1 protein-coding gene is annotated in these 1,417 nt (G+C 68.7%); it reads left to right on the forward strand.

Annotation, left to right across the window (positions count from 1 at the left end; all coding sequences use genetic code 11):
• Positions 1-125: 125 nt before the first annotated feature.
• Entirely contained in the window at positions 126-1,361 is a 1,236-nt protein-coding gene (locus ACYVQV_RS18945) for an IS256 family transposase (protein ID WP_461024870.1), read from the forward strand.
• Positions 1,362-1,417 lie beyond the last annotated feature (56 nt).

Raw genomic sequence — 1,417 nt, forward strand, 5'->3', positions numbered from 1 at the left:
GGTGACGTCCCCTGGGGTGGTGTAGTTCTCGATCTTGTTCGTCGTGATGGCCGCGATGAAGAAGGCCATCGTGCGATGGTCAGTGAGACCGGACTAGGGAACTCACAGTGAGGACACATCGCACGATGGCTATGGACCAGTCTGCCCTGCTCGAGCTGCTCGCCGCACTGAAGGACACCGAGGTCAGCGACCGGATCAGGGTCGCGACCGAGCACCTGTACCAGGAGCTGATCGACGCCGAGGCGACCGCGGTGATCGGCGCCGGGCCGTGGCAGCGCACCGCGGAACGGACCGCTCAACGCAACGGCGCCAGGGCCCGGACGTTGACCACCACGGCCGGGGACCTGGACCTGCGGATCCCCAAGCTGCGGACCGGGTCGTTCTTCCCCAGCCTTCTCGAGCGTCGCCGCCGGGTCGACCAGGCGTTGTTCGCGGTGGTGATGGAGGCCTACCTGCACGGGGTGTCCACCAGGAAGGTCGATGACCTGGTCAGGGCCCTGGGCGCCGACACCGGCATCTCCAAGAGTGAGGTCAGCAGGATCTGCGCCGGCCTGGACGAGGAGGTCGGCGCGTTCCGGGATCGGTCCCTGGCCGAGTCCGCGTTCCCGTACGTGTTCGTCGATGCGACCTACTGCAAGGCCAGGGTCGGGCGCCGGGTGGTCTCCCAGGCGGTGGTGATCGCCACCGGCGTGCGCGCCGACGGGCACCGCGAGGTCCTCGGCTTCGACGTCGGCGACAGCGAGAGCGGGGCGTTCTGGACGGCGTTCCTGCGTTCGCTCAAGGCCCGTGGCCTGGCCGGGGTGCAGCTGGTGATCTCCGACGCCCACGAGGGCCTCAAGGGCGCGATCGCCTCGGTGCTGCTCGGCACGTCCTGGCAACGGTGCCGGGTCCACTTCACCCGCAACGCCCTGGACGCGGTGTCCAAGACCAACGCCGAGATGGTCGCCGCGGCGATCCGCACGATCTTCGCCCAGCCCGACGCTCCCCACGTCACCGAGCAGTTCGACGTCATCACCACGATGCTGACCCGCTCCCACCCCAAGGTCGCCGCCATGCTGACCGAGGCCCGCGAAGACCTGCTGGCCTTCACCGCCTTCCCCGCCGGGCACTGGAAGAAGATCTGGTCGACCAACCCCCTGGAGCGACTGAACAAGGAGGTCAAGCGCCGCACCGACGTCGTCGGGGTCTTCCCCAATCCCGCCGCGCTGCTGCGCCTGGCCGGCGCCGTCCTGATCGAGGCCCACGACGAATGGGCCGCCACCGACCGGCGCTACCTGTCCGAACGCTCCATGGCCCAGCTCGCCACCATCACCGCCCTGACCACCCAGGAGGTCGACACCGCTCAACTGCTCACGGCATGATCACCGCACTGACCCGCACGGTGTCGAGCAACTCCACCACTCAGCGGGACGTCACC

It is taken from the genome of Thalassiella azotivora, from assembly GCF_054781695.1.

Bases quoted from the DNA above. Each gene is read 5' to 3' on its own strand.
- ACYVQV_RS18945 (WP_461024870.1), top strand. From the start codon at position 126: ATGGCTATGGACCAGTCTGCCCTGCTCGAGCTGCTCGCCGCACTGAAG.